Consider the following 25,894-nt stretch of genomic DNA (forward strand, 5'->3'; position numbering starts at 1 on the left):
GATCAGATCGCGTGCTTTCCGGCGGGTTCATGCCCCACTTCGCGGCATCTCGCCAGAGCGCGTTAACCGGTCGTTGGTGGGTCCTATGCCATTTCGCTCCCGGATCAATCGGGGTGGCGGGGCAAATGCGGGTTCTGGCGATGGCGTCGCAGAAAGGCGGGTCGGGGAAAACCACGCTGTCCGGCCACGTGGCGGTGCAGGCGCAACTCGCCGGATCGGGGCCGGTCGTGCTCATCGACATCGACCCGCAAGGCTCGCTCTCCGATTGGTGGAACGAGCGCCAAGACGATTATCCTGCCTTCGCGCAGACCACAGTGTCGCGGCTCGCCGCCGATCTGGAAGTGCTGCGCCAACAGGGATTCAAGCTGGCGGTGATCGACACGCCGCCGGCGATCACCATGGCGATCCTGAGCGTCATCCAGGTCGCCGAGCTGATCGTGATTCCCACCCGACCCAGCCCGCACGACCTGCGCGCCGTCGGGGCGACGGTCGATCTGTGCGAGCGCGCCGGCAAGCCGCTGATCTTCGTCGTCAACGCCGCGACCCCGAAGGCGCGGATCACCACCGAGGCGGCGATCGCGCTCTCGCAGCACGGCACCGTCGCCCCGATCACCGTCCACCAGCGCACCGACTTCGCCGCGTCGATGATCGACGGGCGCACGGTGATGGAGGTCGATCCGGACGGACGCTCCGCGCAGGAGGTCGCCGCGCTCTGGAGCTACGTCTCGGACCGGCTGGAGAAGAACTTCCGGCGTACCGTCTTCTCAGCGCCCGGCGCGGGCGCGAACAAGCTGGCCGCGGCGCGGCCGCAGGCGAGCAACTTCGGCCGTCGGGTGGTCGCATGATCAGCGCCGCCCCGAAGCCGATCGCCTCGCTCTCGTCGGGCCTGCTCGCGCGCAAGGGGCAGGCGCGTCCGGCGATGCGGCGGCAGATGTCGCCGACGCAGGCGGGCGACCCGCTCGGCTGGAACGACATGGGCGAACCGCCCGCACCGGACGGCGCGCCAATGCCGGCGGTCCTGGCGCAGCGCGAGGAGCTCGCCGAGGCGCTCGCGCCGACCGACACTGCGACGCTCGCGCCGTGCGCGTCGGCGGGCAAGCCGCGCGCCGCGTTCACGCTGCGCCTCGATCCGGATCGGCGCATGCGCCTCCGGCTTGCCTCGGCGAGCCGCGGGGTCTCGGCGCAAAGGCTGGTGACCGAGGCGCTCGATCAATTTCTGAAGACCATGCCGGAGCTCGAACCGCTCGCGGCAAGCGCATCGCGCGCGACGGACCGATCGGTGGGGGATTGACCATGAAGACGCATACGCTGGCAGGCATTGGGGCGACTGCGTTGCTGTTGGGCGCGTTCGCGGCCGGGGGCATGACGCTCGCCGGAGAGCGTAACGCCGCCGGTGAGGCGGCGACCGTGGCGGGCAAGGCTTCCAAGGCGCTCGCCAAGAACGACGCGGGCCATGCGGTCGGCTTTGCGGAGACTGCCGTCACCCTGGCCCCGCGCGACGCGGGCTATCGCATGTTGCTGGGGCAAAGCTATCTCAGGGCGGGTCGCTTCGTCTCCGCGGGCCAGGCGTTCGCGGACGTGCTGACGCTTTCGGGCGAGGCGGGGGCGGCCGTCGGCAAGGCCGCGCTCAACCTTGCGCTGACGCAGATCGCGCAAGGGCACATGGACCTGGCGCGGGCGACGCTGACCGATCACGCCGCTGCGATCCCGGCGCGCGACCGCGGGCTGGCGCTGGCGCTGGCCGGCGATCCGGCGGGCGGCGTCGAGCTGCTGATGGTGGCGGCGCGCGCGCCCGAGGCCGATGCGCGCACGCGCCAGAACCTGGCGCTGGCGCTCGCGCTTGCGGGGCGGTGGAGCGACGCGCGCACGGTGGTCAGCGCGGACGTGACGCCGGACGAGGCGAACGCGCGGATCATGCAGTGGATCGACTTCGCCAAGCCCAGGAGCCCCGCCGATCAGGTCGCGTCCCTGCTGGGCGTGACCCCGGTCGAGGATCGCGGTCAGCCGGTGGCGCTCGCGCTCGCGGCGCCCGCGGGCGATGCGCCGGTCGCGATCGCGGCGGCGACTCCGGTCACCGAGCCGACGGCCCTACCCGACCCGATACCCGCCCCGGTCGCGGTCGCGGTCGCCCCGTCGGATGCGGAAGCGGCACCGGCAGCGCCTGCGGTCGAGGTGGCGCAGGCTGCCGTCCTTGCGCCGGGCATCGCGCCGCAGGTCGTCTTCGCCGCGCGCCAGGAGGTCGTCCAGGCGCTTCCCGCGACCACCGCTCGCGCCAGACCCGCGCGGCTGATCGTGGCCAAGGGCGCGTTCAAAGCCCCGGTCGCTACGACCGTCGCGGCGGCTCCGGCCAAGGGCAATTGGTTCGTCCAGCTCGGCGCTTACGACAATGCGGGCGTCGCGCGGGATGCGTGGCGGCGCGCCACGCGGCGCTATGCCGCACTCGCGACGCACACGCCGGCGGGGATGGCGTTCAAGGCGGGCGGCGGCGCATTCTACCGGCTGTCGGTCGGCGGCTTCGCGCGCGGCGATGCGGTGACGCTCTGCCGCGGGATCCGCGCGAAGGGCGGGTCGTGCTTCGTGCGGACCGGCGCCGGCGATCAGATCGCGCAGTGGGTGAAGCCGGCGACGGTGCGGACCGCCGCCCGCGTCCGCGGCGCGGGCGTGCAGGTCGCCGCGCGCTGACCTAGCCGAGCTCGCGGCCGCCCTTCCAGACCCGCAGAACCTTCCCCTGCACCGGCAATCCGTCGAACGGCGTGTTGCCGGCGCGGCCCGGAAGGCGGTCGGCGGCGATCTGCCAGGGTGCGTCCTCGTCGACCAGGATCAGATCGGCAGGGGAGCCCGGCGTCAGCCGACCGGTGTCAATCCCGAAGAGCCGCCCCGGATTGAGGGCGACCAGCTCGAACAGCCGGTCGAGCGTGATCGTCCCGTCGCGGACGAGCCCGAGCCCCAGCGCGAGCAGTGTCTGCGCCCCTGCGGCGCCGGGCGCGGCGTCGGCGAAGGGGAGGCGTTTCTCCTCGGGGCCGCGCGGATCGTGGCCGGAGCAGAGCACGTCGATCGTCCCGTCGGCGAGCGCTCCGAGCGACGCCCGGCGATCCGCCTCGCTGCGCAGGGGCGGCGAGAGGCGGGCGAAGGTGCGGAAGTCGCTGACCGCGATGTCCGACAGCAGCAGGTGCGCCGGGGTGATGCCGCAGGTGACGGCGACGCCGCGCGCCTTGGCGGCGCGGACGAGATCGAACGCGCGGGCGGTGGTGAGTTGCCGGAAGTGCAGCCGCGCGCCCGTTTCCTCCGCAAGCAACAGGTCGCGCGACACCGCCAGCGCCTCGGCGATCGCAGGAGCGCTGGCGAGTCCGAGCCGAGCGGCGGTCGCGCCGTCGGTGGCGACCGCGTCGGCCACCAGCCCGGCGTCCTCGGCATGCGCGATCACCGGCAGGCCGAGGTCGCGCGCGTAGAGCAGCACGCGGCGCATCACCCCGGCGTCGGCGATCCAGCCGCGCCCGGTGCCGATCGCGAGCGCACCCGCGGAGGCGCAGAAGGCGAATTCGCCGAGTTCCTCGCCCTTCAGCCCCTGGGTGGCGGCGGCGATCGGGTGGATCCACAGGTCCGGGCGGCCGATCAGCGCCGAACGTTGGACGATGCCGGGTTCGTCGAGCACTGGGGTCTGATCCGGCATCAGCCCGACGCGGACGACCCCGCCGGCCCGGAAGGCGTCGCGGTCGATCGCGGCGACGCCGATGTCGAACAGGGCGGGGGCGAGGAGCTTGCCGCGGCAATCGATCGTGTCGCCGTCACCGCCCCCGTTCGTGTCGAGCGAAGTCGAGACACCGTTGGTCGGAGTCGGTTCCTCGATTTCGCTCGGAGCGAACGGAGGTTCGAGCCGGGTCGGGTCGACGATGACGCCGTCGCGGACGCACAATTCGCGCGCGCCGCCGAGGACGCGGGCGTTGACGAAACGGAGCGCGGCGGGGGTCACGCCCAGCCCTCGACACCGCGGGCGCGACGGGTCAGCACGTCGAGGCACGCCATCCGCACCGCGACGCCCATCGCGACCTGTTCGGTGATCGCGGATCGGGTCGGGTGGTCGGCGACGCTCGAGTCGATCTCGACCCCGCGGTTCATCGGGCCGGGGTGCATCACCAGCGCGTCGGGCTTGGCCAACGCGAGCCGCTCGGGGGTGAGCCCGTAGCGGAGGTGGAACTCGCGCGGGGAGGGGATGTAGGCGCCCGCCATCCGCTCGTTCTGGACGCGCAACATCATCACCACGTCCGCGCCGTCGAGCGCGGTGTCGAAATCGGTGAAGGCGGCGACCCCGAGTTCGTCGATCGCGGCCGGCGTCAGCGTCGAGGGCGCGCAGACCCGGACCTCGGCGGCGAGCGACGCCAGCGACAGGATGTTCGACCGCGCGACCCGGCTGTGGAGCACGTCGCCGCAGATCACGACCCGTTGCCCGGCGATGCTGCCGCGCCGCCGCCGGATCGTCAGCGCGTCGAGCAGCGCCTGGGTCGGGTGCTCGTGGCGGCCGTCGCCGGCGTTGAGGACGGGGCAGTCGACCTTGTCGGCGATCAGCGCCACGGCCCCCGACGCCATGTGGCGGATTACGATGACGTCGGCGCGCATGGCGTTGAGCGTCATCGCGGTGTCGATCAGCGTCTCGCCCTTCTTCACGCTCGACTGTGCGGCGTGCATGTTGACGACGTCGGCGCCCAGGCGCTTGCCCGCGATCTCGAACGAGAGGAGGGTGCGGGTGGAATTCTCGAAGAAGGCGTTGATCTGGGTGAGGCCGGCGAGACACTTCTCCGGCTCGCCGGGGCGCGCGTCGATCCAGCGCTCCGCCTCGTCGAGCAGGAAGGTGATCTCGTGCGGCTGAAGTCCCTCGATGCCCAGCAGGTGCCGGTGCGGGAACACCGCGCCGCCCGGGATCATGGCGGCGGGGCGGTGATCGGAGACGGGCATCGAAGGCCAGCGGTTAGCGATGCCGCAGCAGGGTGGCAAGCATGAGTCCGGGACAGCGGATCGGCCTCGCGCTGCTCGCCGCCTTCTATGCGGTGGCGGGGATGGCGCATCTGCTCGTCACGGCGGCGATGGTCCGGATCGTGCCGGCGTGGGTGCCGTATCCGCACGCCGTCGTGCTGGCGACCGGGGTCTGCGAACTGTTCGGGGCGGCCGGGCTGTGCCTGCCGCGCTGGCGGCGGCTCGCGGGCCGGATGCTCGCGCTCTATGCGCTGTGCGTATGGCCGGCGAACGTACAGCACGCGATCCTCGATCTGTCGAGCGGGACCGGGCTGCCCATCGCCTACCACGCGCCGCGGCTGCTTGCGCAGCCGCTGTTGATCTGGTGGGCGCTGTGGGCCAGCCGCCTCAGTTCTTCAGTCGCCAACCCGACTTGAAGATCCATGCGATCACCGCGAGGCAGGCGATCATGAAGGCGAAGGTCACGCCCAGGCTCACTCCGATGCTGACGTCGCCCTGGCCGAAGAAGCTCCAGCGGAAGCCGCTGACGAGGTAGACCACCGGATTGAACAGGCTCGCCGTCCGCCACGGCTGCGGCAGCATGTCGATCGAGTAGAAGCAGCCGCCGAGGAAGGTGAGTGGCGTGATCAGCAGCGCGGGCACGAAGTTCAGCTGCTCGAATCCCTTCGCCCACACGCCGATGATGAAGCCGAACAGGCTGAACGTCACCGCCGTCAGCAGCAGGAACGCGATCATCGCGGCGGGGTGATCGACCCGGAGCGGGACGAACAAGGCGGAGGTCGCGAGGATGATGAGGCCCAGCACGACCGACTTGGTCGCCGCCGCGCCGACGTAGCCGAGCACCATCTCCATCGCGCTGACCGGGGCCGAGAGCAGCTCGTAGATCGTGCCGGTGAACTTGGGGAAGTAGATGCCGATCGAGGCGTTGGCGATGCTCTGGGTGAGCAGCGACAGCATGATGAGGCCGGGCACGATGAAGCTGCCGTAGCCGACCCCGCCGACGGTCTGCATCTTGCTGCCGATCGCGCCGCCGAAGACGATGAAATAGAGGCTGGTGGTGAGCACCGGGGTGACGAGGCTCTGCCACAGGGTGCGCAGCGCGCGCGCCATCTCGAAGCGATAGATCGCCCAGACGCCGTGGGTGTTCATGCTGCGGCCCTCCCTTCATCGATGAGGCCGACGAAGATGTCCTCCAGGCTCGACTTCGAGGTCTCGAGGTCCTTGAACGCGATGCCGAGGTCGGCGAGCTTGCGCAGCAGTGACGGGATGCCGGTGCGTTCCTCGTTGGCGTCGAAGGTATAGCGCAGCGTCTTGCCTTCATTCGCGAGCTGGACGTGCCACTCCTCCAGCCCCTCTGGGATCGCGTCCAGCGGATCGACCAGCGCCAGGTCGAGCTCGCGCTTGCCGAGCTTGCGCATCAATGCCGTCTTCTCCTCGACGAGCAGCAGCCGACCGCCGGTGATGACGCCGACGCGATCGGCCATCTCCTCGGCCTCCTCGATATAATGGGTGGTGAGGACGATGGTGGTGCCCTTGTCGCGCAGCTTGTGGACCAGCTTCCACATGTCGCGGCGCAGCTCGACGTCGACTCCGGCGGTGGGCTCGTCGAGGAACAGGAGGTCGGGCTCGTGGCTCAGCGCCTTGGCGATCAGCACCCGGCGCTTCATGCCGCCCGACAATTCCATGATCTTGGCGTGGCGCTTGTCCCACAGCGACAGGTCGCGCAGCACCTCCTCGATATAGGCGGCGTGGCCCGAGCGGCCGAACAGGCGCCGGCTGAAGGTGACGGTGGCGAGCACGGTCTCGAACATGTCGACGTTCAGCTCCTGCGGCACGAGCCCGACCTTCATCCGCGCCGCCTTGAAGTCGCGAAGCGCGTCGTGCCCCGCCACGGTGATCGTGCCGGTCGAGGGCGTCACCACCCCGCAGACGATGTTGATGAGCGTCGATTTACCTGCGCCGTTGGGGCCGAGCAGCGCGAAGATCTCGCCGCGCTCGATGGTGAGGTCGACGGCGTGGAGCGCGGTGACGCCGCCGGCATAGGTCTTGGACACGCCGGATACGGCGAGGATCGGGTCTGGCATGGATTCCCCTCGGATAGCGCGGGCAGGTGGGGAGGGGAGCGAAGGCGCGCAACCACCGGCATCTGGGCCTTTGACAAGTCCGCGCATCTAAGTAGTCTGACTTAGACAGGCTCCGTGGAGGGTTGAATGGCGAGGAAGCTGAGGTTCGGCGCGTTCATCGCGCCTTTTCACCCGCTCAAGGAAAACCCGACCGAGGCGATCGAGCGCGACATGCTGCTCGTCGAACACATGGACCGGCTCGGCTATGACGAGGCGTGGATCGGCGAGCATCATTCGGCGGGCTACGAGCTGATCGCCAGCCCCGAACTCTTCATCGCCGCCGCCGCGCAGCGGACGCGGCACATCCGGCTGGGGACGGGCGTGTCGTCGCTGCCGTACCACCATCCCTTCATGCTGGCCGATCGAATCAACCAGCTCGATCACATGACCCGCGGGCGGGTGATGTTCGGGGTCGGGCCCGGGGCGCTTCCCTCCGACGCCTTCATGATGGGGATTCCGGTCGCCAAGCAGCGCGACCGGATGGACGAGGCGCTCGACGTCATCGTCCCGCTGCTGCGCGGCGAGACGGTGACGAAGACGACAGACTGGTTCGAGTGCAACGAGGCTCGGCTACAGATGCTGCCTTATACTCGGCCCTCCGTCGAGATCGCGGTGGCGAGCCAGGTGTCGCCGACCGGGGCGCTGGCGGCGGGCCGCCACGGCGTCGGGCTGCTCTCGATCGGCGCGACGCAGGCCGGCGGGTTCAACGCGCTCGCGTCGAACTGGGCGATCGCCGAGGGCGCGGCGGCGGATGCCGGCGGCACAATGGATCGCAACGGCTGGCGGCTGGTCGGGCCGATGCACGTCGCCGAGACGCGCGAGGCGGCGCGCGCTCAGGTCCGCTACGGGCTGGAGGACTGGCTCTACTATTTCCGCGAGGTCGCGGCGCTGCCGCTCGCGCCGACCGACGGCAGCGATCCCGTCGACGCGCTGGTCGACAGCGGCATGGCGGTGATCGGCACCCCCGACGACGCGATCCGCCAGATCGAGCGACTTCAGGAGCAGTCGGGCGGGTTCGGCGCCTTCCTGGTGATGGATGCGAACTGGGCCGAGTGGGACCACAAGCAGAAGAGCTATGAACTGATCGCGCGCCACGTCATGCCGCACTTCCAGGACCTGTCGGTGAACCGCGAGACCAGCCTGCGCTGGGCGGCGGACAACCGCAAGATCTTCATCGGCCAGGCGCAGGCGGCGGTCGGCGCGCGGGTCGCGCAGCATATCGCCAACAAGGGGACGGACGACATCCGCCCCGAGATCCTGGCGGCGATGGGGCTCGACAAGGCGAAGGACGCGGCGGAGTGAGCATGTTGCTCGTCTGGGACCACCCGCTCTCTCCCTATGCGCAGAAGGTGAAGATCGCGCTGCGCGAGAAGGGCGTGGCGTTCGAGACGGCGATGCCGGGTGGGATCGGCGTCGGCGGCGCGGCGGGCGAGTTCGTCCGCGCCAACCCGCGCGCCGAGGTTCCCGCGCTGGTGGATGGCGCGACGACCGTGTTCGATTCCACGATCATCCTAGAATATGTCGAGGATCGCTGGCCCGAGCCGCCGCTGCTCCCATCCGACCCCGCGGGGCGGGCGCGGGCGCGGACGATCGAGGAGGTGGTCGACACCCATCTGGAAGCGGTCAACTGGGGCTTGTCCGAACTGACGTGGTTCGGTCGCGCGGTCGGCGAGCGCGCCGTCACGATGCGCGCGGACGCGGGTGCGCAGATCGCGGGCTTCCATGCGTGGCTCGAACGCGAGCTGGGCAAGGCCGAATGGTTCGGCGGCGATCGCTTCGGCTGGGCCGACCTCTCCGTGGTTCCTTACGTGAACGGGTCGGCAGGCCATGGGTTCGCGCCGGCGGCGGGATCCGCGCTCGGCGATTGGCTTGCGCGCGCCAATGCGCGGCCGAGCGTCGCCGCCACGAATGCAGAGGCCGCAGCGATCGCCCGCGAGGGCGGGATGGCCGACGTGGCGACGCTGCTCGAACAGGGGCTGTTCAAGCGCGAGTATCGCGATCACCGCCTCGAATGGATGGTGAAGGCGGGCGGGCTGGACATCGTCGCGGAGGGCCTCGCCAAGGACAACATCCGCTTCACGCCCGACTGGCGATAGGAGGACCCGATGCGGGCGGTGGTGAGACGCGACAAGGCGCTGGTGCTCGACAGCGTCGCCGAACCGACGCCGGGCGAGGGGCAGGTGCTGGCGCGGACGCTGTGCTGCGGCATCTGCGGTTCCGATCTCCACGCGGTCCATTCGATGGAGACGATGGCCGAGCTGTCGCGCCGCGCGGGCGAGCCGATGACGGTCGATCTGACCCAGGACATCGTCTTCGGGCACGAGTTCGTCGCCGAGCTGGTCGATGTCGGCCCGAACACGCCGCGCCGGTTCAAGGCCGGGACGCGCGTCGTCTCGCTGCCGGTCGCGGCCGGCCCGGCGGGGTTCGAGACGATCGGTTACTCAAACCGTTTCCCGGGTGGCTTCGGCGAGGCGATGGTGCTGACCGAAGCCTTGCTGTTCGAGGTGCCGGGCGACCTCTCGGATGCGCAGGCGGCGCTGACCGAGCCGTTCGCGGTCGGCGAGCACGCGGTCGCGATGAGCCGCGCCGCCGCGGACACCGTCAATCTGGTGGTCGGCTGCGGCCCGGTCGGCCTCGCCGTGATCGCGGCGCTCAAGGCGCGCGGGTTGGGGCCGGTGATCGCCGCCGATTTCTCGCCCGCGCGCCGCGCCATTGCCGAGCGGGTGGGAGCGGACATCGTTGTCGATCCGACGAAGGAGTCGCCGCACGCGCGCTGGTCGGACCTCGGCGTGCCGCGCAGCCGCGCCGAGCAGGCGGTGGTTCAGATGTCCGGGCAGACCGGCAAGCGGGCGGTCGTGTTCGAGTGCGTCGGCGTGCCGGGCGTGCTGCAATCGCTGATCGAGGCCGTGCCGCTGGCCGCGCAGATCCTGGTCGCGGGCGTCTGCATGGCGACCGACCGGATCGAGCCGTTCCTGTGCATCACCAAGCAGATCGATCTCCAGTTCGTGCTCGGCTACACGCCCGAGGAGTTCGCCGGCACGCTCGACCGGATCGCGCGCGGGGTGATCGACGTGCGTCCGCTCGTCACCTCGACGGTGCCGCTGGACGGCGTCGCCGCCGCCTTCGAGGCGCTCGGCGATCCGGAGCGCGAGTGCAAGGTGATGGTGCGGCCGTAAGGCCGGATCAGCGCGCCCGCGCCGCCGCGACGGCCTCTTTCAGCCGATCGAGCGGAAGCGCGCCGGTCAGCACGCGGTCGCCGATGATCCAGCCGGGCGTGCCGGCGATCTGGAGCTGCTGGCCGACGGCCAGATTGCGGTTGATCTCGTTCGTCGCCTGGAGCGGCCTGGTGAGATCGACGTCCGCGGCCTTAGCGGCGGCGGCGATCGAGGCGTCGCTGACCGGCCCGCCGGCGTAGAGCGCCTGGTGGAAGCGCGCGAAGTTGCCCTGCTCGGCCGCCCGGAGCGAGGCGCGCGCGGCGCTTGCGCTCGTCTCTGCGAGAACCGGATACTCTCTATAGACGACACGGACGTTCGGGTCGTCGCGGATCAGCTGGTCGACCGTCGGCAGGATCGCGCGGCAATACCCGCAATTGTAATCGTAATATTCGACGACGGTGACGTCACCCTTGGGGTTGCCCGCCCAGGCGCTCCCCACCGGCGTCTCGATGTCACGTCGCAGACCGACGAGCTGCTTCGCCGTGTCCTTGTCGCGAAGCCGCTGCATCGCCTCGGGCAGCACCTCGGGATTGGCGAGGATGTAGTCGCGCACCGCGCGGCCGATCCGGGCCTCGTCCGCCGGGGCGAGCTCGCCCGGGGCCACGCGCTCGGCGAGCCAGACGCCGCCGCCGCCGAACACCGCGCCGATCAGCACCAGTATGACCAGCAGCAGCCGGCTCATCGCTTCTTGTACTTCTTCGGATTGTCGTCGATGTCGTTCTGGCCCGTCATCGCGATATCCTGCGCGCGGAGCCAGTCGGCGCTGTTCTGCGGCAGCCCGGCCATCGCGTAGCGCGCTGAGCGGACGGCGGTGCGGGTGTCGCCGGTCATGCTGGCGCGTTCGGCGGTGGCGAGCATCGCATGCGCCTCGTCCCCGGTTATCTCATAGGCGGTGCCGAGCTGGAGCCAGCCGAAGGGGTTCTCGTCGTCGCGCGCGACCGCGACCTTCAGGACCTTGATCGCCTCCGGATAGTTCGCCTTGTCCTCGGTCGCGAGCAGGGCGTGACCGAAGGTGGTGGCGATCAGCGGGTTGTAGCCGGAATCGATGACGGCGCGGCGGAGCGGCGCGAGCGCTTCCTTCGGCTTGCCCGCCTCCAGGAGGATCTGGCCCTTGATCTCATGGAAATAGGGATCGGCCGGGTCGGCGCGGACCAGCGCGTCGGCCTCGGCGTTCGCCTTTTCGGGATAGCCGCCGCGGTGATAGGCATAGGCGCGCGCGTAATGCGCATAGACCGTCTGATCGCTTTCCGGATACTTCTGAAGCACCTGCGGCGGATCGAGAAGATAGCCGTCGAGCTTCGCCTTGGCGCGGCGGAACCGCTCCTCCAGCTTGGGATCAAGCGGCTTGTTCCAGGCGGGCGAGGCTTCCAGCGATTCGGTCAGATTGGCGATGCGCTCGATCGTCACCGGGTGATCGAGCATGAACTCGTCCTTGCGCTTGATCCCATAGCGGAACTCGAGCGCCTGGATGCTTTTGAAGAAGGTGAGATACCCCTTGCCGGTGACCCCGGCGGTGGTGAGGTAGCGCGCGCCCGCGGCATCGGCGGAGGATTCCTGCTGGCGCGAGAAGGTCAGGTAATCCAGTGTCGCCGCTTGCTGACCGAGCCCGAGCAGGCCCGCGCCCGCCTCGCCCGCGCCGGCCGCCATCGCAGCGACACCGACGACGAGCGACAGCAACGTGATCGCCATCGGCCGCTCGAACCCGCGCCCCGCCAGCGCGACGTGACCGCCGCTGATGTGTCCCAGTTCGTGCGCGATCACACCCTGGACCTCGTTCGCCGACTTGGCGGCCTGAAGCGTGCCGGAGTTGACGTAGACGGTCTGCCCGCCGGCGACGAAGGCGTTGATCGAATCGTCGTTGATCAGCGCGATCTGGACGTCCTTCGGGCGCAGCCCCGCCGCGGCGATCAGCGGCGCCGACATGTCGTTCAGGAGCGCTTCGGTCTCGGCGTCGCGCAGGATCGATTGCGCGGCAGCGGGCTGCGCCGTGACGAGCAGCGCGCCGATCGCCGCGACCGCAGTCCGCCACGGCCGTTTGGAGCCAATCCGCATCATTTCGTCAGCCGCACCGCCGGGCTTCTCGCGCGGTTCGGGTGAACCGCGGGTGAAGCCCGGCGCGCGCCGTCAGGCGCCGAAGGTCCGCTGCCACCAACCGCGGCGCGGCGAGGCGCCGCCGGGGTCGGTGTCGTTGCTCGCCTCGGGAGCCGCGCTCGGCTCTCCGTCTTCGACGGCCGGGGCGGGGTCGGCCGCCACGGTTTCGGTCTCCGCACTCGGGTCCGCCGGGGCCGGCTCGACCGGCGTCTCGGCGGCGGGCTCGGCCTTCTTGCGGCTGCGCGACCGCTTGGGCTTGGCCTCTTCCGAGATCGGCGTGTCGACCATCGGCGCTTCCGCGACCGGAGCGGACGCACCCTCGGCGTCGGGCTCGACCGCAGCCTTGCGGCTGCGCGAGCGCTTCGGCTTCGGAGCTTCGGCCTCGACCTCGGCCGAAGCGGCATCGGTCGGCTCGGCGGCGGGGGTCTCCGTCGCCTTGGTCGACCTGCGCCGCGAGCGCTTCGGCGCCGGCGCCTCTTCCGCGCCCGCCTGGGGCTCGGCCGCGACCGCATCGATCGGATCGACCGGCGCCTCGCCGGCGAACTCGATCCCCGCGGGCGTTTCCGCCGGCGGAGCGTCCTCGCTCATCGACCCGACATGGGATTCGCCGTCCGTCTCCGCCGGATCGGCAAGGGAAGCCTCGTCGCGACGACCGCCACGGCGGCGGCGGCTCCGGCGTCGCCGGCCACCGCCCGACGGCTCGGCCGCAGCGGCTTCGTCCGGCTCGGCAGGTCCGGCCTCGGCGTCGTCGGCGTCGTTGCCGACCGTCTGAGCCTCACCCTCGAACTCGGCGTCTGTCGCCTGCTCCTCGCGATCGCCGGAGCGGCCGCGGCGACCGCGGCGACGGCGACGCTTGCGGGGCGCGCCGTCCTCGCGCGGCTCGGACGCACGGGGCTGCGCCTCGGTCTCGTCCTCGGCGACGGTTTCCTCGATCTCCTCCTCGTCGATCTCCTCGGGGATGTCGTCCTCGACCTCTTCGACGATCGGCTCGAACTTCGGCGCATAGGCGGGGGGCGGACCCGATGCCTCGACGCTCATCCGTGCGCCCTCGTTCTCGCCGTCGGGCAGCACCTCAACCTGAACGCCGTAGCGGTCTTCGATCTCGGCGATATCGGCGCGCTTGCGGTTGAGCACGTAGAAGGCCGCTTCCTGCGACGCCCGCAGCGTGAGGAGCGAGCCGCGGCCACGGGCTGCCTCGTCCTCGATCATCCGCAGCGCCGACAGGCCCGAAGACGCGGCGGTGCGGACCAGACCGGTGCCCTCGCAATGCGGACATTGGCGGGTCGAGGCCTCGAGCACTCCGGTGCGCAGCCGCTGGCGGCTCATCTCCATGAGGCCGAACGAGCTGATCCGGCCGACCTGGATGCGCGCGCGATCGTCCTTGAGCGCGTCCTTCATCGCCTTCTCGACCTTCCGGACGTTGGACGAATGATCCATGTCGATGAAGTCGATGACGACGAGGCCCGCCATGTCGCGCAGGCGGAGCTGGCGCGCGATCTCCTTGGCCGCCTCAAGGTTGGTCGCGGTCGCGGTCTGCTCAATATTGTGTTCGCGGGTGGAGCGGCCGGAGTTGATGTCGATCGAGACGAGGGCCTCGGTCGGGTTAATGACCAGATAGCCGCCCGACTTCAGCTGGACGACCGGATGGTACATCGCCGACAGCTGTTCCTCGACGCCGGCGCGCTGATAGAGCGGGATCGGATCCGAATAGTGCCGGACCTTCTTCGCGTGGCTGGGCATCAGCAGGCGCATGAAGTCCTTGGCCTGCCGGTACCCGTCCTCGCCCTCGACGATCACCTCGTCGATGTCCTTGTTGTAGATGTCGCGGATCGCGCGCTTCATGAGGTCGCTGTCGGCGTAGATCAGCGCGGGCGCGGAGGAGGTGAGCGTGTTGTCCCGGATCCCGTCCCACAGCCGGGCGAGATAGTCGAAGTCCCTCTTGATCTCGGTCTTGGTCCGCTGAAGCCCGGCGGTGCGGACGATGCACCCCATCGACGGCGGCAGCTGGAGCTCCGCCATGATCGACTTCAGCCGCTTGCGATCGCCCGCATTGCTGATCTTCCGCGAGATGCCGCCGCCGTGCGAGGTGTTGGGCATCAGCACGCAGTAGCGGCCCGCGAGCGACAGATAGGTGGTCAGCGCCGCGCCCTTGTTGCCGCGCTCCTCCTTGACGACCTGGACCAGCAGCACCTGGCGCCTGCGGATCACGTCCTGGATCTTGTAACGGCGGCGCAGGTTCATCCGGCGCTGGCGGAGTGCCTCGACCTCGTCGCTGTTGACGGTCGATTTGCCCGCGCGCGGGCGCTCCTCGTCGCCGGCGTGGTCGTCGTCCTCATCGTCGCCGTGCCCTTCCCGGTCGCGCTCGACGTCCGGGTTCTCGCCGCCCTCGTCCTCGAAGCGCTCGATCGCCTCCTCGTCGTCGTCGGCGCCGTCGAGATCGTCCTCGTCGTCCTGCTGGGCGCGCAGCGCCGCTTCCTCGGCGGCGTGCTCGGCCTCCTCGCGGAGCAGCGCCTCGCGATCCTCCTTCGGAATCTGATAATAGTCCGGATGGATTTCCGAGAAGGCGAGGAAGCCGTGGCGGTTGCCGCCGTAATCGACGAACGCCGCCTGGAGCGACGGTTCGACCCGCGTCACCTTGGCGAGGTAGATGTTGCCCTTGAGCTGCTTGCGCTCGGCGCTCTCGAAGTCGAATTCCTCGATCCGGTTACCCTTGACGACGGCGACCCGGGTCTCCTCCCGGTGGCGTGCGTCGATCAGCATGCGCGTGGTCATTGATATGTCTCCACGCGCGCGGGGTGCCCGAAGGCGTCGTCCGCGCGCGGCGATGGGGGCGCAGCGGAGCCTCGGCTCCAGCGCTGCGCGGTGTTTGCGAAAGTGCCTTCGTCCGCACGCCGCGCCGGGGCGGTCCGCCCTCGGCAGTCTCGCCCGCGAACCCTGCGGCTGCGGCCGTCGGAGTCGAGGGAAGGAGAGAAAACGGCATTGCGGACGTCAACCTGGTGATCGCCCGACCGGCGGGCCGGAAGGACGGAATGGCCCGCGAACGGTGCGAGCCCCCTCGCGCCGGATGCGGTCAACGGCATGAGGTAGCACCGCCCAGGCCCGTCAGCAACCGGCGGTGTTTTGCCGCCGTCCCGGCAAAAACGCGCCCAATGCGGCGTTAACCGGATTCGCCAACCGCCGTTCAAGGCGCCGCGGCTAAGCCGCCGGGCAGACGGTACAGGGCTCGCGTATATGGCTTTTGACTGGACGCGCGGCGCGAAGGCGCGGCAGGGGCGAGGGGTGTCGCTGCTGGCCGCCCTGCTGATCGCGCTCATTCCCGCTTCGCCGGGGTTCGCGACGACGGTGGGGCTGACCCAGCCGCGCGCGCGATACGCGCTCTCGATCCCCGTTCCGGCAGCGAAGCGCGTGTCGCTGCCGCGGGTGCAGGGCGACGCCGACCGACCGCTGGTGGTGATCGACGCCGGGCACGGCGGGGTCGATCCGGGCGCGATCAATCCGGAGACGGGACTGCGCGAGAAGGACGTGACGCTCAGGATCGCCAAGGCGATCCGCGACACCCTGCTCGCCGGCGGCAAGGTGCGGGTCGCGCTGACCCGCGACGACGACCGGTATCTGGTGCTGCGCGAGCGGTTCGGCGTGGCGCGGCGGCTGCGCGGCGACCTGTTCATCTCGATCCACTGCGACAGCGTGGGGTCGGAGGACGCGACGGGGGCATCGGTGTACACGCTCTCCGAAGTCGCCTCCGACAAGGAGTCCGCCCGGCTCGCGGCGCGCGAGAACAAGGCGGACGTGATCGCGGGAGTGAACCTGGACGAGGCGGCGGACGTGTCCTCCATCCTGATCGACCTCACCCAGCGCGAGACGATGAATCAATCGGCGGGCTTTGCCCGACTGCTCGGGCGCGAGGCGCCGTCGCTGATGCCGACGAAGACGAACTTCCATCGCATGGCATCGCTGATGGTGCTGAAAGCCCCCGACATGCCGAGCGTGCTGTTCGAGACCGGCTATATCTCGAACCCGCGGGACGCGACCTTCCTGGACAGCCGCGATGGTCGAAGCCGGATCGCGCAGAGCGTCAGCCGCGCCGTCGATGTCTTCTTCGCGCGCCGGATGGCGCAGCGGCTGGCGATGCGCTAGTCCGATCCGCATCTCTCCATTTTCGGCATCTCCGCTGGCGCAGCGCGTGACGATGCGCTAGCGATCCGACGAATGCGCGAGTCGGTGCAAGGGGTGCGCCGACGGCGCATGGGGAGATTGCGCGATGGTTATGCTGAAGGTTTCCGACACCACGTCGGGCTTCGATCTGTCGAACTATGCCGATGTGACGACCCGCATCGAGTCGAACGGTGACGATTTCTACACCAGTTCCGACCTCGCGAGCGCGACTTTGTACAGCTACCGTGGCAACACGCTGTACTTCGGGCACACGACCTTGCTCGCCAACGGCGACTACGGCTTCGTGGCGGAAGGGCAGATCACCGGCCCGATCGGCGACCAGGGCATTGCGACATGGCTGGCGGGGCGTGACCTCTCCGAATACACGCCCGAGAGCCTGGTGGCGCGCATCTTCGTTGGTGACGACCTGCTTCTCGGCAGTGCGAACAATGACACGCTCAACGGCCAGGCCGGCGCCGACACGCTCTATGGGCGCGGCGGCGACGACGTCCTGATCGGCGGTGTTGGCTACGACGTTCTCGTCGGCGGTTTCGGCACCGACACGCTGACCGGCGGTTTCGGTTCGGACACCTTCGTCTATCGCGAGCGCCACGACATCTTCGGCGGACAGGAACTCATCACGGACTTCAGCCACAAGGACGGCGACAAAATCGACCTGTCCGGCTTCGATGCGAGCGTGAAGACCGAAGGTCAGCAGACGATCGCCTTCATCGGCGAAGCGGCGTTCGGCGCGACGGGAGCGGCCGAGGTGCGCGTCCAGGTCGTCTCGGACACCCTCAATGTCCTGCAGTTCGACACCGATGGGAACGGCCGGATCGACGGTGTGCTCAACGTCAATACCACGACCGTCCTCGACGCGACGGATGTGGTGACGAGCGCGCCGACCGCATCGGCGTTCGGCGCGGATGCGGCGGTGGTCGGGCTGGCTCATGCGCCCGAGCATCTGCACCTGCAGGCGGTGCACGGCGTTCTGGTGTAACGAACAGGCGGACGGCCATCCCTGCGCGTCGGCAGGGATGGCCGTCCGATCGGTTCCTCCGCGCGCTGGCGGGTCGAACCGGCGGTGGAATCCGGACGATCTAGCGTGATGCCGCCGTCACGATCGTGGGCAAGCCGGACCCAAGGCGGCGAAGATCGCCTGGGTGCTCTGGGTCCGCTACGTCCCGCGATGACCGATGTGCCCGAACGATTGGCCGCAACGCTGCACGAACTCGGCGCGGTGATGAGGCCGGCGCGGGGGCCGTGGTGGATCATCGGCTCGGCCGCCGTGGTGCTCCACGGCGCGCAGACGTCGATGGCGGACGTTGACGTGCTTTGCGCCGACGAGGCGGATGCGCGAGCGGCGCTCAAGGCGCTCGACGGCGAGCGGCCGTGCGCGGGCGCCGACCCAGTGTTCCGCTCGGCGGTGTTCGGGCGGGCGGGCGGGACGGCGCTGCCGGTCGAAGTCATGGCGGGTTTGACCGTTCGCGGTCGGGCGATCCGGCTCGCGACGCGCGAGTGGATTGCGGGTGTACCAGTTCCATCGCGCGAGGAACTGGCGGCGCTGCTCCGCTGCTTCGGGCGGCCGAAGGACCTTGCGCGAGCGGCGCTGCTTGCGCCTAGCCGGCCCGGATCGCGCATCCCTTGATCGCCGCCGGTTTGGGCCGCGGCCCCTGCGCGCGGAACGTCGCGAGATAGCCGCCGGCCGAGGGCATGTCCTGTCGATCGACCTCGACATAGCCGACGGCTGCGAACTCGCAGCGGAGCAGCGCGGGCGGGGTGCCGTGGTCGCGGGTCGCGCGGTCGGCGTCGACCACCACCACCAGCCCGTCCGGCTTGAGCGCGGGACGCAGGTTCCAGAGGAATTCGTATGGCTGCGCGATCTCGTGATACATGTGGACCATCAGGACGCGGTCGAAGCTCGCGGGCGGAAGGCTGGGGTCGGCCGGCGTTCCGAGCTTGACGCTGACGTTCGCCAACCGCTGCCGCGCCACCCGGTCAGCGAGCGCGTCGCGGACCCCGGGGACGATATCCTCGGCCAGGACCCGCCCCTTGTCGCCCACCTTCTGCGCGAGGCGGATCGTATAATAGCCCTCGCCCGCGCCGATGTCGGCGACGGTCATGCCCTTGGCGATCCTCGCCCGCGCCATCACGGTCCCTGCCTCGTTCATGCGGTCGCGCGCTTCCTCGTTCGACCAGCGCGACGACACGATCCGGGCGACCGGGCGATCGGGGGCGGGGAAGGGACCCGGCGTCTCGGTCTGCGGCTTAAGCAGGGGCTTGGACCCGTCGCACGCGCCGAGCAGAAGCGCGCCGAGCGGAACCAGGGCGAGGCGAGGCGTCAATCCACGTCCTCCACCTCGACCGCCTCGCCGGTCACCCGCTGCGACAACGCGGCCGCCATGAAGGCGTCGAGGTCGCCGTCGAGCACGTCGCCGGGCGCGGTCGAGGTGACGCCGGTGCGCAGGTCCTTCACCAGTTGGTACGGCTGGAGGACGTAGCTGCGGATCTGGTGACCCCAGCCGATGTCGGTCTTGGTCGCGTTCTCGGCGTTCGCCGCCTGCTCGCGGATCGACAGTTCGCGCTCGTAGAGGCGGGCGCGAAGCTGGTTGTACGCCTCGGCCTTGTTCTTGTGCTGCGAGCGCTGGTTCTGGCACTGGACGACGATGCCGGTCGGCAGATGGGTGATGCGCACCGCCGAATCGGTCGTGTTGATGTGCTGCCCGCCCGCGCCCGATGCGCGGTAGGTGTCGATGCGCAGGTCGCTCTCGTTGTAGCTGACGTCGATATTCTCGTCGACGACCGGATAGACCCAGACGCTGGCGAACGACGTGTGCCGCCGCGCGGCGCTGTCGTAGGGGCTGATCCGGACGAGGCGGTGAACGCCGCTCTCGGTCTTGGCGTAGCCATAGGCGTTCTCGCCCTTGAGCAGGAGCGTCGCGGACTTGATCCCGGCCTGCTCGCCCGAATGCTGGTCGATCAGCTCGACCTTGAGCCCGTGGCGCTCCGCCCAGCGCGAATACATCCGGCTGAGCATCCCGGCCCAGTCCTGGCTCTCGGTGCCGCCCGCGCCGGCATTCACCTCGATATAGGTGTCGTTGGCGTCGGCCTCACCCGCGAGCAGCGCCTTGACCTTGTCCTGCTGCGCACGCCTGGACAGCTCGGCGAGGCTGGCGACCGCTTCGGTCTCCATCTCGGCGTCGCCCTCGGCCTCGGCCATCTCGATCAGCTCGACCGTGTCGGACAGCTCGCGCTCGATCGCGCGCGTAGCGGTGATCGCCTCGTCGAGGCGGCGGCGCTCGCGCATCACCTCTTGCGCCGCTTTGGGATCGTTCCACAGCGCCTGGTCCTCGACGCGCGCGTTGAGCTCGTCGAGCCGGCGGAGCGCGCGGTCCCAGTCGAGGAAGCGGCGGAGCAGCGCCAAGGCCTCGTTGATCTCGTCGACATGAGCCTGCGCTTCGGCGCGCATGATACTTACTCCAGGGTCGTCGCCGTCCCCACGAACCGCGGGGATCCATTCTCGCTGCCGTTGGGGGAATGGATCCCCGGTCCGCGGGGATGACGGGAAAGTGCGTGGCGCAGGGACTTAGTAGATGCCGCCCTGCCTCTGCAAGAAGTCGCTGTCGACGGGCGCTGCCGCCTTCGGCTTGGCGGACGCGGTCGCGCTGGGCGTGGGCTGGGGCAGGCGACGCCCGCGGCGCGCCTCGGTCTCGGGCTTGAACGCCTCCCAGATCACCGCCGGCTTGGGATCGTCACCGGTGGGCCAGGCCCCGAAAACCGGGCGCCCGCTGGCGCGATCGATGCGGACCATGCGGATGCCTGCCGGCGCACGGAAGGGCAGGGGCTCGAGACCTTCGTACGCCTTGACCGCGAAGGTCTTGAAGATCGGCGCCGCCAGGGTGCCGCCCTGCGCCGCGCCGCCCAGGCTCTTCGGACTGTCGTGCCCCATGTAGAGCCCGCCGACCATCTGCGGGGTGCCGCCGATGAACCACACGTCGGTCGGGCCGGAATTGGTGCCGGTCTTGCCGAACATCGGCCGGCCCAGGTCGCGCAGCACCGTCGCGGTACCGCGCTGGATCACGCCTTCGGTGATGTGGACCATCTGGAACGCGGTCATCGCGTCGACCACCTGCTTGCCGCGGATCGCCGGGCGCGGCATCGCGCCGCCGGTCCAGTCCTTCGCGTTGCACCCGTCGCACGCGCGCCAGTTCTCGGGCCAGATCACCTTGCCGTGACGATCCTGAACGAAGTCGATCAGGCTGGGATCGTGCCACCGGCCCTGGTTGGCCAGGACAGAATAGGCGTTGACCATCTTCGCGACCGTCGTCTCGCCGGCGCCGAGCGCATAGGCGAGATAGGGCGCATAGTCGCCGACCTGCATCGCCTTCATCAGCTTGACGACGTTGACCATGCCCGTCTGGGCGGCAGCGCGGACCGTCATCAGGTTGCGCGACTGCTCGATCCCCCAGCGCATCGTGTGCAGGCCGGCGCCGCGCGAATTGCCGAAGTTGCGGAAGCACTTCTGGCCGAGCCGCGCGCCCTGATAGACGCAGAACGGGCCGTCGACGATGATCGACGCCGGAGTCATCCCGTGCTCGAGAGCCGCCGAATAGACGATGGGCTTGATCGTCGATCCGGGCTGGCGCTCGGCCTGGGTGGCGCGGTTGAACGACTGGACGGTCGCATCGAAGCCGCCCTGCATCGCCAGCACGCGGCCCGTCTCCGGCTCCTCGACGACGAACCCGCCCGAGATGCGCGGGATCGAGCGGAGCGCCCACTGCCCGCCGGACGGAGCGACCGCGAGGACGTCGCCGGGCTTGATCGCCGCATAGGCGGGGGTGGCGGTGCCGCGCGCGGGCATCTGCGCTGCCCAGCTCGGCAGCTCGCCGGTCTGGCCGTTGGCGAAGCCGATCCGCCAGCTGTTGCCGTCACGTGCGATCGCCACCGCGGCGCGCCAGTCGAGATAGTCGAGGTTGATGTTCGTGCCGATCAGCGCCCCCTGCCATCCGTCGCCCGCGACCTCGAGGTGGCGCAGCGGCCCGGACCAGCTGCGACCGCCGTCGAAGCGGAGCAGGCCCTGCCGGAGCGCGGTCTGCGCATAGTCCTGGATGCGCGGATCCAGCGAGGTGCGGACCCAGAGGCCGCCCGAATAGACGCTGTACGGCCCGTCGCGCGCGCTCTCGCCGAACTTGCCGATCAGCTGGCGGCGGACCTCCTCGACGAAATAGCCGCCGACCGGCTGGAACTTGGGCGGACGGCGCCCGATCGCGCCGAGCGGCTCCGCCACCGCCTCGCTATGCTGGGCGGCGGTGATGAAGCCGTTCCGCAGCATTTCCCCCAGCACCCAGTTGCGCCGCTCGAGCGCGCGGTCGGTCGCGCGGAACGGATCGTAATTGGCCGGGCCCTTGGGCAGGATCGCCAGATAGGCCATTTGGGCGAGGCTGAGCTGATCAAGCTCCTTGTCGAAATAGGCGTGCCCCGCCGCCTCGACCCCATAGGCGTTGCGGCCGAGGAAGATCTGGTTGAGGTAGAGTTCCAGAATCTGCGGCTTCGTCAGCGCATCCTCGATCTTATAGGCGAGGATCGCCTCCTTCATCTTGCGGGTCGGCGAATATTCGTTGCCGATCAGCAGGTTCTTGGCGACCTGTTGCGTGATGGTCGACCCGCCCTTGGCGCGCCGGCCGGTCCCGAGCTTCGACGCATAGTCCACGACCGCGCCGGCCAGGCCGGGGAAGTCGACGCCGTGATGCTCGAAGAAGGTCTTGTCCTCCGCCGCCAGGAACGCCCGGACCAGGAGCGGCGGGTATTCGGCGTAGCTCAGCTCGACCCGCCGCTCGCGCGCGTAGGAGCCGATCGGATTGCCGTCGCCGCCACGGATGTTGGTCGGCAGCGGCGGCTCGTACGTGCGCAGCTGGTCGACCGAGGGCAGGTCGCGCGCGACGAACAGGTACAGTCCGCCGAGCGCGAGCATCCCCAGGCCGGCGAGGATGCCGAGCACCTTGACCCAGCGTGCGCGGAGGAGCGGGCGGAGGTTGGGGAGGGACAACGCCATACGAGTGAGCGGCGTTTAGCAGGTTGGAGGCCGGGGGGAAGCGCCGCCGTCACCCCCACGTTAGCGGGGGTGACGGCGAGATCAAGCCGCCACCGCCACCGTCTCGCGGATCAGGTCCGCCGCCTTCTCCGCGATCATGATGGTGGGCGCGTTGGTGTTCGAGCCGACGAGGGTCGGCATCACCGAGGCGTCGATCACGCGCAGCCCGGCGAGACCGCGGACCCGCAGCCGTTCGTCGACCACGGCCATGGCGTCGCCCGCGGTCCCCATCTTGCACGTGCCGACCGGATGGTAGATCGTCTCGGCGGTGCGGCGGACCCAGGCGTCGATCTCGGCGTCGGTCTGCACCTCCTTGCCAGGGAAATATTCGTCGCCGCGATACGGATCGAGCGCTGCCTGCGAGGCGACGTCGCGCCCGATCTTCACGCACTCGCGCAGGACCCGCCGATCGACTTCGCTCGCCAGGTAATTGGCGAAGATCGCGGGGTCGGCGAACGGATCGGCGGACTTGAGCCCGATCCGGCCGCGGCTCTCCGGCCGGAGCTGGCAGAGGTGGAAGGAGAAGCCGTCCTCCTTCACGCGCTCCTTGCCGTGATCCTTCATGATCGCGAGGACGCCGTGGATCTGCACGTCGGGGCGCGACAGCCCCTCGCGCGATCGGACGAACGCGCCGGACTCTAGGAATTGCTGCCGGCCCATGCCGGTGCCCTTGAAGAGATATTGGAGACCGACCTTGATCTGGCGAAGCCCCTTGGTCGCCGAATAGGCGGTGGTGAGCCCCTGACAGCGCCACGACATGATGATGTCGAGGTGGTCCTGGAGGTTCTCGCCGACGCCGGGCAGGTCGTGGACCGGCGTGACCCCGGCCTTGCGCAGCCGATCGGGCGCGCCGATGCCCGAGAGCTGGAGGATGTGCGGCGACTGGACCGCCCCCGCCGAGAGCAGCGCCTCGCCCGCCACATCGACCCGCTGGCGCTGCTTGCCGACCGCATATTCCACCGCGACGACGCGCCCGCGCTCGACGATGACGCGCGTGGTGCGCGCGCCGGTGATCACGGTGAGGTTGCTCCGCTCGAGCGCGGGTCGCAGGTAGGCGGCCGCGGTCGACCAGCGCTTGCCGTCGCTGATCGTCAGGTCGTAGCGGCCGAACCCCTCCTGCTCCTCGCCGTTAAAATCGGGGGTGATCGGATAACCCGCCTGCCGTCCAGCCTCGATCAGGGCGTCGTGGAACGGGCTGTCGCTCTCGCCTCGGGAGATGTGGAGAGGACCCTCGCTACCATGAAGATCGTGGCGCCGGTGATGACGTTCGAGCCGACGGAAATAAGGGAGGACGTCGTCGAAGCTCCAACCGGAGAGCCCCATCTGCCGCCATTCGTCGTAATCCTGCGGATGCCCGCGGGTATAGACCATGCCGTTGATCGCCGACGATCCGCCCAGCCCGCGGCCGCGTGGCCACCAAAGCTTGCGGTTGTCGAGGTGCGGCTCGGCTTCGGTCCAGAAGCCCCAATTGTGCTTGGACTTCTGCTTGAGGAGCGTGCCGACCCCCGCCGGCATCCGCACCAGCATCTCGGTATTGGGGCCGCCCGCCTCGAGCAGACAGACGCTGGCGGCGGGATCTTCCGACAGCCGCGCGGCGAGCGTGCAGCCGGCCGAGCCACCGCCGATGATCACGTAATCGTAGCCTGGCATCTCTCTCTCCGCTTCTGGCCCTTCTCGGAGCCTCCGAGCCGTCTTCCTCCCGCCAAAGCGGGAGCACGTCTCCTATGGCACCAGCACGAGCTTTCCCACCATCCGGCTGTCGCGCATCGCCTCGAACGCCTCGCGCCAGTCCGCGAGCGGATACTCGCGATCGACCCGCGGCCTGATCCTGCCCTCCGCGGCGAGCCGCCAGATCGCGTCCTGGTTCTCGCGCCCGCGTTCGGGAAACTGGCGTCCGTATTCGCCGGCGCGGACGCCGACGACCGAGAAGCCCTTGATCAGCGGCATGTTGGTCGAGACGGTCGCGATCCGCCCGCTGGTGAAGCCGACCACCAGCAGTCGCCCGCCGAACGCGATCGCGCGCACCGATTCGTCGAACACGTCGCCGCCGACCGGATCGAAAATGACGTCCGCGCCGCCGCCGGTCAGGTCCTTGACCGCGTCACGAAAGCCGGATGCCGGAAGGGTGGCATCGACACCGTAGGCCTGGGCGACGACACGCAGCTTCTCCTCGGATCGCGAGGTGGCGATGACGCGGCAGCCGAGCGCCCTGGCGAGATCGACCGCCGCAAGCCCCACGCCGCCGGTCGCGCCGTGGACCAGCACCCACTCGCCCGGCTGCACCTGCGCCAGCCGCACGAGGGCGACATAGGCGGTCAGATACGCCGCCCCGACGCCCGCGGCCTCGGCGAACGACAGATGCTCGGGGATGCGTCGTGCCGCCTCGACCGGGACCGAGACGATCTCCGCGAAGCCGCCGACCCGCGTTCCGGCGACCACCCGCTCGCCGGGCGCGAACCCCTCTCCCGCGATCACCTCACCCGCAATCTCCATGCCGGGGACGAAGGGGAGGGGCGGCTTGAGCTGATATTCGCCCTTGGTCATCAACAGGTCGGGGAAGTTGAGCGCGGCGGCCTTCACCCGGACCAGAACCCGGCCGGCGGTCGCGTCCGGCTCGGGCAGGTCGACCAGTCCCGTGCCGGACAGGTCGTTCGACAAGGCGGTGACCTGGAGCGCCTTCACGGGCGCGTCGCCAGAATCCGGAGAAGCTCCTCGAACAGCAACTCCATGTCGAGGTGCGGCGCGTGGATCTTGCCGTGACCGAGCATCATCAGCGCATAGGCCCGGACATCGGCCTCGTGCCGGGTGAAGCCGGTCTCCTCCAGGCAGTCGCCGATGAAGCGCAGCAGCTCGTCGTCGTGCCGTTCGACCGCGACCCGCGCGCGTGGGTCGCTCTCCGCCCAGGCCCGCATCGCGATCCCCAGCCGCGACAGCCCGCGCCGCCGAACGACCTGGCCGAGCAGCCGGATGCGGTCGACCGGATCGGGCGTCGCGCGTTTGAGCGATTCGATCATCCCGGTCAGCGCCGGCTCGGCGAAATAGCTGGCGAGCTTTCCCTGATAGTCGTCGAAGTCGCTGAAATGATGATAGAAGCTGCCGGTCGACACGCGGAGTTCGTCCGCCAGCGGGCGGAGCTTCAAGCCCTTCAACCCGCCGCGGCGGAGCAGCGACTGACCTGCCTCCAGCCAGTCGATGGGCGTCAGGTCCGGCGCGCGCTGCGGCGTGAGGGGAAGAGGCTGAACGCTTGACAT

At 69.8% G+C, this 25,894-nt stretch carries 23 protein-coding genes; 10 read left to right on the forward strand and 13 right to left on the reverse strand.

Translation table 11 applies throughout. The annotated features are described in order from the left end of the window. The first annotated feature begins 125 nt into the window (after positions 1–125). The 3 genes from AC4GYY_RS01845 to AC4GYY_RS01855 are packed head-to-tail and all read left to right on the forward strand — an operon-like array spanning position 126 to position 2,682. Positions 126–845, forward strand: coding sequence for an AAA family ATPase (locus AC4GYY_RS01845; protein ID WP_491118264.1), 720 nt, complete (start codon positions 126–128; stop codon positions 843–845). Further along, positions 842–1,291, forward strand: coding sequence for a hypothetical protein (locus tag AC4GYY_RS01850; RefSeq protein WP_491118266.1), 450 nt, complete (start codon positions 842–844; stop codon positions 1,289–1,291). The genes AC4GYY_RS01845 and AC4GYY_RS01850 overlap by 4 nt, the downstream gene beginning before the upstream one ends. 2 nt (positions 1,292–1,293) lie before the next feature. After that, positions 1,294–2,682 (forward strand): SPOR domain-containing protein, encoded by a 1,389-nt coding sequence (locus AC4GYY_RS01855; RefSeq protein WP_491118268.1) that lies wholly within the window; start codon positions 1,294–1,296, stop codon positions 2,680–2,682. A 1-nt stretch (position 2,683) separates the two neighbouring features. Here the strand turns inward: AC4GYY_RS01855 and AC4GYY_RS01860 are convergent, their stop codons facing one another. Both AC4GYY_RS01860 and AC4GYY_RS01865 read right to left on the reverse strand, forming a co-directional pair. Further along, entirely contained in the window at positions 2,684–3,970 is a 1,287-nt protein-coding gene (locus AC4GYY_RS01860) for a dihydroorotase (RefSeq protein ID WP_491118270.1), read from the reverse strand. Next, positions 3,967–4,950 carry an aspartate carbamoyltransferase catalytic subunit gene (locus AC4GYY_RS01865; protein WP_491118272.1) on the reverse strand — a complete coding sequence of 328 codons (984 nt, stop codon included), beginning with the start codon at positions 4,948–4,950 and terminating at the stop codon, positions 3,967–3,969. The genes AC4GYY_RS01860 and AC4GYY_RS01865 overlap by 4 nt, the downstream gene beginning before the upstream one ends. Before the next feature lie 41 nt (positions 4,951–4,991). Here AC4GYY_RS01865 and AC4GYY_RS01870 point away from each other — a divergent pair, with 41 nt between their 5' ends. Next, on the forward strand, positions 4,992–5,384 hold the full coding sequence (locus AC4GYY_RS01870; RefSeq protein ID WP_491118274.1) for a DoxX family protein: 393 nt from the start codon (positions 4,992–4,994) through the stop codon (positions 5,382–5,384). Here AC4GYY_RS01870 and AC4GYY_RS01875 read toward each other — a convergent pair. Beyond that, positions 5,356–6,117 carry an ABC transporter permease gene (locus AC4GYY_RS01875; protein WP_491118276.1) on the reverse strand — a complete coding sequence of 254 codons (762 nt, stop codon included), beginning with the start codon at positions 6,115–6,117 and terminating at the stop codon, positions 5,356–5,358. The genes AC4GYY_RS01870 and AC4GYY_RS01875 overlap by 29 nt on opposite strands. Beyond that, complete coding sequence (locus tag AC4GYY_RS01880; protein WP_491118278.1) at positions 6,114–7,052, reverse strand: ABC transporter ATP-binding protein; 939 nt, start codon at positions 7,050–7,052, stop codon at positions 6,114–6,116. The genes AC4GYY_RS01875 and AC4GYY_RS01880 overlap by 4 nt, the downstream gene beginning before the upstream one ends. A 126-nt stretch (positions 7,053–7,178) precedes the next feature. Here AC4GYY_RS01880 and AC4GYY_RS01885 point away from each other — a divergent pair, with 126 nt between their 5' ends. Genes AC4GYY_RS01885 through AC4GYY_RS01895 form a run of 3 tightly spaced genes read left to right on the forward strand, consistent with a single transcriptional unit; the run spans position 7,179 to position 10,267 of the window. Further along, positions 7,179–8,393, forward strand: coding sequence for an LLM class flavin-dependent oxidoreductase (locus tag AC4GYY_RS01885; protein ID WP_491118280.1), 1,215 nt, complete (start codon positions 7,179–7,181; stop codon positions 8,391–8,393). Between the two features lie 2 nt (positions 8,394–8,395). Next, on the forward strand, positions 8,396–9,187 hold the full coding sequence (locus AC4GYY_RS01890) for a glutathione S-transferase family protein (protein WP_491119271.1): 792 nt from the start codon (positions 8,396–8,398) through the stop codon (positions 9,185–9,187). A 9-nt stretch (positions 9,188–9,196) separates the two neighbouring features. After that, positions 9,197–10,267: a zinc-binding dehydrogenase gene (locus AC4GYY_RS01895; protein ID WP_491118282.1), complete on the forward strand. Its 1,071-nt coding sequence runs from the start codon at positions 9,197–9,199 to the stop codon at positions 10,265–10,267. A gap of 7 nt (positions 10,268–10,274) precedes the next feature. Here AC4GYY_RS01895 and AC4GYY_RS01900 read toward each other — a convergent pair whose 3' ends face one another. The 3 genes from AC4GYY_RS01900 to AC4GYY_RS01910 all read right to left on the reverse strand — a co-directional run bounded on the left by AC4GYY_RS01900 (position 10,275) and on the right by AC4GYY_RS01910 (position 15,169). Beyond that, positions 10,275–10,988 carry a DsbA family protein gene (locus AC4GYY_RS01900; protein ID WP_491118284.1) on the reverse strand — a complete coding sequence of 238 codons (714 nt, stop codon included), beginning with the start codon at positions 10,986–10,988 and terminating at the stop codon, positions 10,275–10,277. After that, the gene (locus AC4GYY_RS01905; RefSeq protein ID WP_491118286.1) at positions 10,985–12,361 is read right to left on the reverse strand and encodes a M48 family metalloprotease; all 1,377 of its coding nucleotides are present in this window, start codon (positions 12,359–12,361) and stop codon (positions 10,985–10,987) included. Before AC4GYY_RS01905 ends, AC4GYY_RS01900 begins: the two co-directional genes overlap by 4 nt. Before the next feature lie 69 nt (positions 12,362–12,430). Further along, positions 12,431–15,169, reverse strand: coding sequence for an Rne/Rng family ribonuclease (locus AC4GYY_RS01910; protein WP_491118288.1), 2,739 nt, complete (start codon positions 15,167–15,169; stop codon positions 12,431–12,433). Positions 15,170–15,628: 459 nt separating this feature from the next. Here AC4GYY_RS01910 and AC4GYY_RS01915 point away from each other — a divergent pair, with 459 nt between their 5' ends. From AC4GYY_RS01915 to AC4GYY_RS01925, 3 genes are all read left to right on the forward strand, one after another. Further along, positions 15,629–16,534, forward strand: coding sequence for an N-acetylmuramoyl-L-alanine amidase family protein (locus tag AC4GYY_RS01915; protein ID WP_491118290.1), 906 nt, complete (start codon positions 15,629–15,631; stop codon positions 16,532–16,534). Positions 16,535–16,658: 124 nt separating this feature from the next. Continuing rightward, entirely contained in the window at positions 16,659–17,552 is an 894-nt protein-coding gene (locus AC4GYY_RS01920; RefSeq protein WP_491118292.1) for a calcium-binding protein, read from the forward strand. A 189-nt stretch (positions 17,553–17,741) separates the two neighbouring features. After that, positions 17,742–18,200, forward strand: a complete 459-nt coding sequence (locus AC4GYY_RS01925; RefSeq protein WP_491118294.1) for a hypothetical protein — start codon at positions 17,742–17,744, stop codon at positions 18,198–18,200. Here the strand turns inward: AC4GYY_RS01925 and AC4GYY_RS01930 are convergent. From AC4GYY_RS01930 to AC4GYY_RS01955, 6 genes are all read right to left on the reverse strand, one after another. Further along, positions 18,172–18,897, reverse strand: coding sequence for a class I SAM-dependent methyltransferase (locus tag AC4GYY_RS01930; RefSeq protein ID WP_491118296.1), 726 nt, complete (start codon positions 18,895–18,897; stop codon positions 18,172–18,174). The genes AC4GYY_RS01925 and AC4GYY_RS01930 overlap by 29 nt on opposite strands. Next, the gene (gene prfB / locus AC4GYY_RS01935; RefSeq protein ID WP_491118298.1) at positions 18,894–20,021 is read right to left on the reverse strand and encodes a peptide chain release factor 2; all 1,128 of its coding nucleotides are present in this window, start codon (positions 20,019–20,021) and stop codon (positions 18,894–18,896) included. The genes AC4GYY_RS01930 and prfB overlap by 4 nt, the downstream gene beginning before the upstream one ends. 117 nt (positions 20,022–20,138) lie before the next feature. Beyond that, entirely contained in the window at positions 20,139–22,604 is a 2,466-nt protein-coding gene (locus AC4GYY_RS01940) for a penicillin-binding protein 1A (RefSeq protein WP_491118300.1), read from the reverse strand. Positions 22,605–22,685: 81 nt separating this feature from the next. Continuing rightward, positions 22,686–24,293, reverse strand: a complete 1,608-nt coding sequence (locus tag AC4GYY_RS01945; RefSeq protein ID WP_491118302.1) for a choline dehydrogenase — start codon at positions 24,291–24,293, stop codon at positions 22,686–22,688. A gap of 72 nt (positions 24,294–24,365) precedes the next feature. Continuing rightward, positions 24,366–25,325: an NADPH:quinone oxidoreductase family protein gene (locus AC4GYY_RS01950; protein WP_491118304.1), complete on the reverse strand. Its 960-nt coding sequence runs from the start codon at positions 25,323–25,325 to the stop codon at positions 24,366–24,368. After that, entirely contained in the window at positions 25,322–25,894 is a 573-nt protein-coding gene (locus tag AC4GYY_RS01955) for a TetR/AcrR family transcriptional regulator (RefSeq protein ID WP_491118306.1), read from the reverse strand. The genes AC4GYY_RS01950 and AC4GYY_RS01955 overlap by 4 nt, the downstream gene beginning before the upstream one ends.

This window comes from Sphingomonas sp. SP6 (assembly GCF_058313435.1).

Excerpts from the sequence above, each read along its gene's own strand:
- AC4GYY_RS01850 (WP_491118266.1), top strand. The coding sequence starts at position 842 with ATGATCAGCGCCGCCCCGAAGCCGATCGCCTCGCTCTCGTCGGGCCTG.
- AC4GYY_RS01845 (WP_491118264.1), top strand. The coding sequence starts at position 126 with ATGCGGGTTCTGGCGATGGCGTCGCAGAAAGGCGGGTCGGGGAAAACC.
- AC4GYY_RS01910 (WP_491118288.1), bottom strand. The coding sequence starts at position 15,169 with ATGACCACGCGCATGCTGATCGACGCACGCCACCGGGAGGAGACCCGG.
- AC4GYY_RS01870 (WP_491118274.1), top strand. The coding sequence starts at position 4,992 with ATGAGTCCGGGACAGCGGATCGGCCTCGCGCTGCTCGCCGCCTTCTAT.
- AC4GYY_RS01875 (WP_491118276.1), bottom strand. The coding sequence starts at position 6,117 with ATGAACACCCACGGCGTCTGGGCGATCTATCGCTTCGAGATGGCGCGC.
- AC4GYY_RS01890 (WP_491119271.1), top strand. The coding sequence starts at position 8,396 with ATGTTGCTCGTCTGGGACCACCCGCTCTCTCCCTATGCGCAGAAGGTG.
- AC4GYY_RS01905 (WP_491118286.1), bottom strand. The coding sequence starts at position 12,361 with ATGATGCGGATTGGCTCCAAACGGCCGTGGCGGACTGCGGTCGCGGCG.
- AC4GYY_RS01895 (WP_491118282.1), top strand. The coding sequence starts at position 9,197 with ATGCGGGCGGTGGTGAGACGCGACAAGGCGCTGGTGCTCGACAGCGTC.
- AC4GYY_RS01945 (WP_491118302.1), bottom strand. The coding sequence starts at position 24,293 with ATGCCAGGCTACGATTACGTGATCATCGGCGGTGGCTCGGCCGGCTGC.
- AC4GYY_RS01925 (WP_491118294.1), top strand. The coding sequence starts at position 17,742 with ATGACCGATGTGCCCGAACGATTGGCCGCAACGCTGCACGAACTCGGC.
- AC4GYY_RS01955 (WP_491118306.1), bottom strand. The coding sequence starts at position 25,894 with ATGTCAAGCGTTCAGCCTCTTCCCCTCACGCCGCAGCGCGCGCCGGAC.
- AC4GYY_RS01855 (WP_491118268.1), top strand. The coding sequence starts at position 1,294 with ATGAAGACGCATACGCTGGCAGGCATTGGGGCGACTGCGTTGCTGTTG.
- AC4GYY_RS01885 (WP_491118280.1), top strand. The coding sequence starts at position 7,179 with ATGGCGAGGAAGCTGAGGTTCGGCGCGTTCATCGCGCCTTTTCACCCG.
- AC4GYY_RS01920 (WP_491118292.1), top strand. The coding sequence starts at position 16,659 with ATGGTTATGCTGAAGGTTTCCGACACCACGTCGGGCTTCGATCTGTCG.
- AC4GYY_RS01915 (WP_491118290.1), top strand. The coding sequence starts at position 15,629 with ATGGCTTTTGACTGGACGCGCGGCGCGAAGGCGCGGCAGGGGCGAGGG.
- AC4GYY_RS01900 (WP_491118284.1), bottom strand. The coding sequence starts at position 10,988 with ATGAGCCGGCTGCTGCTGGTCATACTGGTGCTGATCGGCGCGGTGTTC.
- AC4GYY_RS01865 (WP_491118272.1), bottom strand. The coding sequence starts at position 4,950 with ATGCCCGTCTCCGATCACCGCCCCGCCGCCATGATCCCGGGCGGCGCG.
- prfB (WP_491118298.1), bottom strand. The coding sequence starts at position 20,021 with ATGCGCGCCGAAGCGCAGGCTCATGTCGACGAGATCAACGAGGCCTTG.
- AC4GYY_RS01940 (WP_491118300.1), bottom strand. The coding sequence starts at position 22,604 with ATGGCGTTGTCCCTCCCCAACCTCCGCCCGCTCCTCCGCGCACGCTGG.
- AC4GYY_RS01880 (WP_491118278.1), bottom strand. The coding sequence starts at position 7,052 with ATGCCAGACCCGATCCTCGCCGTATCCGGCGTGTCCAAGACCTATGCC.